This window comes from Dehalococcoidia bacterium (assembly GCA_041653995.1).
GTDB lineage: Bacteria > Chloroflexota > Dehalococcoidia > GIF9 > UBA5629 > CAIMUM01.
The window spans coordinates 1-5,360 of record JBAZEK010000034.1 but is presented as its reverse complement, the minus strand read 5'-3'; the positions used below and the strand labels follow the sequence as shown (position 1 = coordinate 5,360).

Below are 5,360 nucleotides of genomic sequence, written 5' to 3'. Positions count from 1 at the left end.
TACACACAACGTTCTAACCGAACGCAGCGGGGATTTTCATGGGCAATAATAAGCAAGGTTATTCCTTCACGCTGGAAGAGGACAACATCAATTGGCTGGACCAACAAATCGAAGAGAAGCGGTGGCGCAATCGCTCTCACGCCATAGACGAGTTCATTCGGCAGGCACGGGAGAAGGCGAACGCCGGAGGTGAGGCGGTTGCCACGAATCCGCAGTAAGCTCTCGGTTTCCGTATCGAAGCAAACGCTGGATGTCCTTGATGACATTTTGAGAAAGAAGCTGGCCAAGAACCTGTCGGATGCTGTGGACATACTCGCCAACAATTATCTTCTGACCCAGGGATTTGGGCATAGTTCCGCTACATCAGATATTATAGAAGAGTTGCAGGCAAACAAGCAGATTTTAATCAGGGACCTTGAAGCAACGCTCGACGACCTCATATCCGCCAAGGTGGAAGAGCGCATGGCGGAGGTCCAGGCAACGACCGTTCATGCAGAACCCAAGCCCGTGATGCCGCTGGACGAACTCTTGAGGCAATGCAACGCCACCACAGCAGAAGGCATCCAGACGTGGGCTACGGCCAATGCCACGCTCATCGGTACTACAGGCAACTCCGTGGATGACTTCGTGGCCACCAAGGTTATGATGGTGCAGACCGCCCAGGCTAATCAGGCGAAGTTGAAGAAAACACTCCCGACCCAGGCATCGAACGAATCCGATGCGGAGAAATGGAAACGCCTGTTATCGGAAGGCATGGTCCAATATTGGCGGTCGTATCTTAGCAACGAATCGTTGGCCATACCCGCCAGGATTTTCAACGTGGCCCGTGCCGCCATCGGAGCCCAGAAGGTCGTTGGCACCATGAACAACGGTGGCAAGGACGAATATCTTGTTGGAATCGTGAACCGTCTGCGGGACGACGCTGTTAAACGCCAATGGGATGCGGACGCCTATCTCAAGGAGTTCAAGACCATTTATGAGGGAGCGGACAGCATCATAATGAAGAACCAACCACAAAGGTGAAAACATGGGAGAGATACCAAAGGATTTTGACGAGGGCAAGTTCGTGAACGACCTGATACGCCAGCAGACTGCCCTGGGCAGCCATAACGTGCTGTTCACGGCGGAGCAGGCCGATTTCCTGCGGGGGATGTGCAGGATGATGGAGCGGGACGGAGCCTTCGATATGATGGTGAACGAATGGATTTACCTCAAACGGGCGTCCGTGCTGATTACCGGGGACATCATCCTGGTGGACGACCGCAAGCCGATGACCGCCGATGAGCTACGCAAGAGAGTGAATCCATGAGGCTCTACATCCCCAAGCAGGTCAGCCTCATCACCGACGCCAAGGAGGACGAGCATGTCATGGACCTCATGGATTGGCAGGACCTCTATGACATCATGGAGATGTTCGATTCTTTCAAGGAACTCAAGGCTCGGGTGGCCAAGCGCAAGCTGGAAGAGAAGATGAACATCGAGTACGAGGGGCTAAAGAACATCTGGGATGAGGACCGCATGCCCCACGGGACGCTGCGGGAAACCTTCAATGGGGTCATAAACATCTTCGGGGACGAGGCCACCGATGGCAAGCCCCCCAAGAAGCTGCCGAAGGACCGCCTGGTGGCGTTGCTTGCTGACCAATTCGGAACGACGACCCGTTCCGTGAAGCCCAAGCTCCAATCGGTCATCACGGCGGGGTTCCTGAAGGAAGAGTACGGGGCGGTCATCTTCCCGGTCCACATGATTCGGTGATGGCGTGGTCCTGGTCGATTGCCCCATCTGCGGTCGCAGGCACCACGATGGCTCCGCATCCCAAATTTATTGCCAGCAGTACGGAAAACTAAAGGAACTGCTGGCCGACATGGAGAAGAAGAACGAATCCTGGGCTCCCGAAGGCTCTACCGACGACCCCTTCCCTGGGACGTTCACGGATTTCTGGCAACAGCGGTTTTGGTTCGCAATCAGGAATCACATCCTGAAGCGGGACAATTTCACCTGCCAGGATTGCGGCCTGAGGTGCGAGAACGGCACCATTGCACCAAAATCATCAAGGATAGCTGATGCTAAAATCATCTGGAAGAAGGACGGCAACCACGAATTCGCATGGCACCGCATCGAGCCAGGTGGCTACAATTATCACGGCACGGATTCCTGGTTCGAGCTTGAGGTCCATCACATCATCCCCAGATGCAAGGGCGGCACCCATCACCCCAGGAACCTCAAGACCGTGTGCGACCAATGCCACGACCTATATACCGCCGAACTCCATCGGGAGAACGGCAGGGAGCGGCAGAAGGAAAAGAAGGCCGCCAAGGTCAAGGGCATGCCGAAATTGGAGGAATATCTTGAACGAGATTGAGTTCTTCGTGGCTGGAACGCCCGTTCCGCAAGGTTCTACCAAGGCGTTCTACATCAAGAAGGTGCAGAAGGTCGTAACCACGCACAGCAACAAGAACACGGACGCTTGGCGGCAACGGGTGGCCTCGGAAGCTCAACGGGCGTTAGAGTCAGGAGCGTTCTATGAGGACGACCAAAGAATCGGGTACGAAATCGAACTCATCTTCGTGTTCGAGCGGCCCAAGAGCCAACCGAAAAAGTGGACGCTCAACACCAAACGCCCGGACCTGGACAAACTAGTGAGAGCGGTCCTGGACGGGCTTACGGGAATCATCTTCCCGGACGATTCACAAGTAGTAAGGATTGTCGCTGACAAGCGTTACGCCAAGGACGAGGGGCCAGGGCTGGCGATTGCGGTGCGAAAGAGGCGAGATTGACGTTAAATAACAAAGTCATAACATCCCAAAAACTAGGATATTATGACACAACAATAAAAATAAGAAAAAAGGTAAAGCGTTTCAATCAAGAAGGTCGATAACGAGGTCATAGACCTTCTGGATGTCCTCTTCGGTGCAATCCAGGTCCCTCTTGAGGGTGTTGGAATCAGGCTCGATTCCCGACACCCAATCCTCGACCATGTAGCTCAGGATTTCCGCCTGGGCCATCGTCAGTTCCAGCGTCGGCATGTTCTCACCTAGTCGTTCTCAATCCTCGGTGCGATGGCGGCCTTGACCGTCAGGCCGGAGGGCATGGTGGCCATCAGCACCATCGGAAGGTCGGTCCCCATGTTCAGCGTCGCTTCCTTGGCGTTCTTATGCGCCCTCACGAACCCCATGAAGTAGTCCATAGGGAACAGGCTACGCACGGATGGCGATTCCCCGCCATCAACAGCCATCGTGATGCAACGGTTCCCGTGGTCGTTCTCGCTGGACAAGCTCAGTACGCCCGTGTCGTACTCCATGACCACATGGTCCGTGAAGCTTTCCAATATCCTTCCCGCCTTGTACACCAACAGCATATTGAGCGGGACGGTCGTTGGCAGGGTCAGGGCAGGGTACTTGGGTAGGGGAAGTTCGTCCTTGAGCAGGGGAACGCCATAGCGAACGAATCCTGCGGAGTCGAACGGGGAGTCCACCGTGATTGCCAGGTACTTGATTGGGGTGCCATCCTCGTGTCTGGACGGGGTTTCTATGGCCCTCATGCTAAAGACCTTCTCGGACTTCTCCACATGCCTCAGCATGTCCTTGATGGCGTCCATGTCGATGTTCAGGACCGCCTCTCCTTGGAAGTCGTATTGGGCGAACTTTTCCTTGGGCAGGTTCAGTTCGGTCATGCTCACATGGGCCGGGTCGGTGAACCTGGCCCACATGCCATCCTTGGTGAATCGCAGGCTGACCTCATCGGTCAGCCAGGAACTCGCCTCTATGATGTCGTTGAGGGCGGCACGGGTGATGAGGAACGCCGGGTACGCATCGAGGGTCGTGTACTCTTCGATTTTCTTCATGTCTTGCTCCTTGAGCATGAACGGTCGTTCATGCTTTCAATAGAACTATTTTAAAACAGAAAATGAAAAAAGAAATAGGAATAGGTTTTAGTCCAGCACTTCAACGAGCGTTGTCAGCCCCTTCCTGGCGGGAATCTCGTCGCCACGGCCCCATACTCGGCTTATGCCGTGTATCGGGCGGTCCTGGTCCACGACGATGGGCCACCACTCGTCCTCGGTGTCGAAGTCCCTGATTGCCTTGCCGATGTACTTCCTGGTGCTTTCGCTGGCCCGCTTGTTTATCAGGACCATCCTGGTGTCCTTTGCGATGAACATCTCAACCGCTCCGTGTGAAGGTTCTTTTCTTGTCTGGGGAGTCCGGGTCCATGCACCAGATATAGGCACCCACACAAATTACACACGGGTCATTGGCGTCAATGAGGGATTGCACCGCATCCATGAACTCTTTGTGGTTGAAGGGGGTGCAGTTATCAACGAAATTGACCTCCTTTATAGACCGCTCGTCGTAACGGCTGACCCGCAATGGAAACGGGCAACGCTCATCCACGCCCCTGACCAACGAACGAATCTTTTGTTCCGTGGTCCCTTCTTTGAAGTACGCCTCGAACTGAACGACATACATCTTCTCGCTCATGTTGTCCTCCGCACGACCAACGGTCATGCAATGATACTATTCCAAATCAGAAACTACGGGCGAGGGGCGTAAGCGATGGTCTTGGTGGGGACCAAATCATAATAGTGGATAGAAAAATGGGTCAGGGCGTCGGATGCCAGAAGTTTTTGTAAATAGCTCTTGAGGTCGTTAATCAGCGGGGCGTTATCTTCGGCACCGCCGTCCCAGAACATTCCTTCAAAAGACCATTGGAGGATATTTGGCGTTCCCTGCTCGATAGAACAGCCACGGAAAAAAACACGCCTGAACTCTTCAAGGACGACACGCCTCCGCCTATCCTGGGTGCCTGGATGAAAAACAACGGTGGCCTTGACAAACATCCCCTCGGGCGATGGCATGATGACTATATGAGATAGGAAATATAAAAAAGGTGAAGAGGTTTAGAGCTTTACGATTTTGTCCGCATCGGGCTGATTTATCGACACGCTCTTGCGGAGCATGGCGATTTCCTTTTTCAGGGCGTCGATTTGGCAATCCATCGAATCGCACAATTTCAAAGCGACATGGCGTCCAGCCCGTTCCTGCTCCCAGGTGGTATTCCTGGGCTTGTCCTTCCAATAAGCGGGGCTGGCCATCGGGTCGTTCAGGGGGTCGTACATGATACCTCAATGGCACGATTTTAAAACAGAAAATGAAAAAAGCGGAAAAGGTTTATGCCAACACCAGCACGGCGTCCCTTAGACCTTCCTGGCGGATTTCCTTCCCTCGCCCAACAATCAGGTCGAGGTATTTGTAAGCGGTCGATTGGCCGATGCCCATGCTCCGCATGAGGTATTCCACGGCGTCCGGCTTGGATACCTGCCCCTCCCGCTGAACCAATGCGACGATATGTCCATTGGCCTT

The 5,360-nt window shown here is 54.0% G+C and carries 13 protein-coding genes; 6 read left to right on the top strand and 7 right to left on the bottom strand.

Translation table 11 applies throughout. The features are described 5' to 3' along the window. Window positions 1-38 precede the first annotated feature (38 nt). Genes WC359_14675 through WC359_14650 form a run of 6 tightly spaced genes read left to right on the top strand, consistent with a single transcriptional unit; the run spans window position 39 to window position 2,777 of the window. A complete protein-coding gene (locus WC359_14675; protein ID MFA5401692.1) occupies window positions 39-218 on the top strand; it encodes a ribbon-helix-helix domain-containing protein in 180 nt (59 codons plus the stop codon). After that, the gene (locus tag WC359_14670; GenBank protein ID MFA5401691.1) at window positions 199-1,023 is read left to right on the top strand and encodes a hypothetical protein; all 825 of its coding nucleotides are present in this window, start codon (window positions 199-201) and stop codon (window positions 1,021-1,023) included. Before WC359_14675 ends, WC359_14670 begins: the two co-directional genes overlap by 20 nt. 4 nt (window positions 1,024-1,027) lie before the next feature. Further along, on the top strand, window positions 1,028-1,309 hold the full coding sequence (locus tag WC359_14665; GenBank protein ID MFA5401690.1) for a hypothetical protein: 282 nt from the start codon (window positions 1,028-1,030) through the stop codon (window positions 1,307-1,309). Beyond that, window positions 1,306-1,755, top strand: coding sequence for a hypothetical protein (locus WC359_14660; protein ID MFA5401689.1), 450 nt, complete (start codon window positions 1,306-1,308; stop codon window positions 1,753-1,755). Before WC359_14665 ends, WC359_14660 begins: the two co-directional genes overlap by 4 nt. 4 nt (window positions 1,756-1,759) lie before the next feature. Continuing rightward, complete coding sequence (locus WC359_14655) at window positions 1,760-2,362, top strand: HNH endonuclease signature motif containing protein (GenBank protein ID MFA5401688.1); 603 nt, start codon at window positions 1,760-1,762, stop codon at window positions 2,360-2,362. Continuing rightward, the gene (locus WC359_14650) at window positions 2,349-2,777 is read left to right on the top strand and encodes a RusA family crossover junction endodeoxyribonuclease (protein ID MFA5401687.1); all 429 of its coding nucleotides are present in this window, start codon (window positions 2,349-2,351) and stop codon (window positions 2,775-2,777) included. The genes WC359_14655 and WC359_14650 overlap by 14 nt, the downstream gene beginning before the upstream one ends. A gap of 81 nt (window positions 2,778-2,858) precedes the next feature. Here WC359_14650 and WC359_14645 read toward each other — a convergent pair whose 3' ends face one another. The 7 genes from WC359_14645 to WC359_14615 all read right to left on the bottom strand — a co-directional run. Beyond that, the gene (locus WC359_14645; protein ID MFA5401686.1) at window positions 2,859-3,026 is read right to left on the bottom strand and encodes a hypothetical protein; all 168 of its coding nucleotides are present in this window, start codon (window positions 3,024-3,026) and stop codon (window positions 2,859-2,861) included. 8 nt (window positions 3,027-3,034) lie between these two features. Next, on the bottom strand, window positions 3,035-3,862 hold the full coding sequence (locus WC359_14640) for a hypothetical protein (protein MFA5401685.1): 828 nt from the start codon (window positions 3,860-3,862) through the stop codon (window positions 3,035-3,037). Between the two features lie 69 nt (window positions 3,863-3,931). Continuing rightward, on the bottom strand, window positions 3,932-4,159 hold the full coding sequence (locus WC359_14635) for a hypothetical protein (GenBank protein ID MFA5401684.1): 228 nt from the start codon (window positions 4,157-4,159) through the stop codon (window positions 3,932-3,934). A 1-nt stretch (window position 4,160) separates the two neighbouring features. Next, window positions 4,161-4,505 (bottom strand): hypothetical protein, encoded by a 345-nt coding sequence (locus WC359_14630; protein ID MFA5401683.1) that lies wholly within the window; start codon window positions 4,503-4,505, stop codon window positions 4,161-4,163. A gap of 26 nt (window positions 4,506-4,531) precedes the next feature. Further along, the gene (locus tag WC359_14625; GenBank protein MFA5401682.1) at window positions 4,532-4,855 is read right to left on the bottom strand and encodes a hypothetical protein; all 324 of its coding nucleotides are present in this window, start codon (window positions 4,853-4,855) and stop codon (window positions 4,532-4,534) included. Window positions 4,856-4,897: 42 nt separating this feature from the next. Then, window positions 4,898-5,116, bottom strand: coding sequence for a hypothetical protein (locus WC359_14620; GenBank protein MFA5401681.1), 219 nt, complete (start codon window positions 5,114-5,116; stop codon window positions 4,898-4,900). 52 nt (window positions 5,117-5,168) lie between these two features. After that, window positions 5,169-5,360 (bottom strand): hypothetical protein (locus WC359_14615; protein MFA5401680.1); only part of this gene is annotated, 192 nt, incomplete at its 5' end.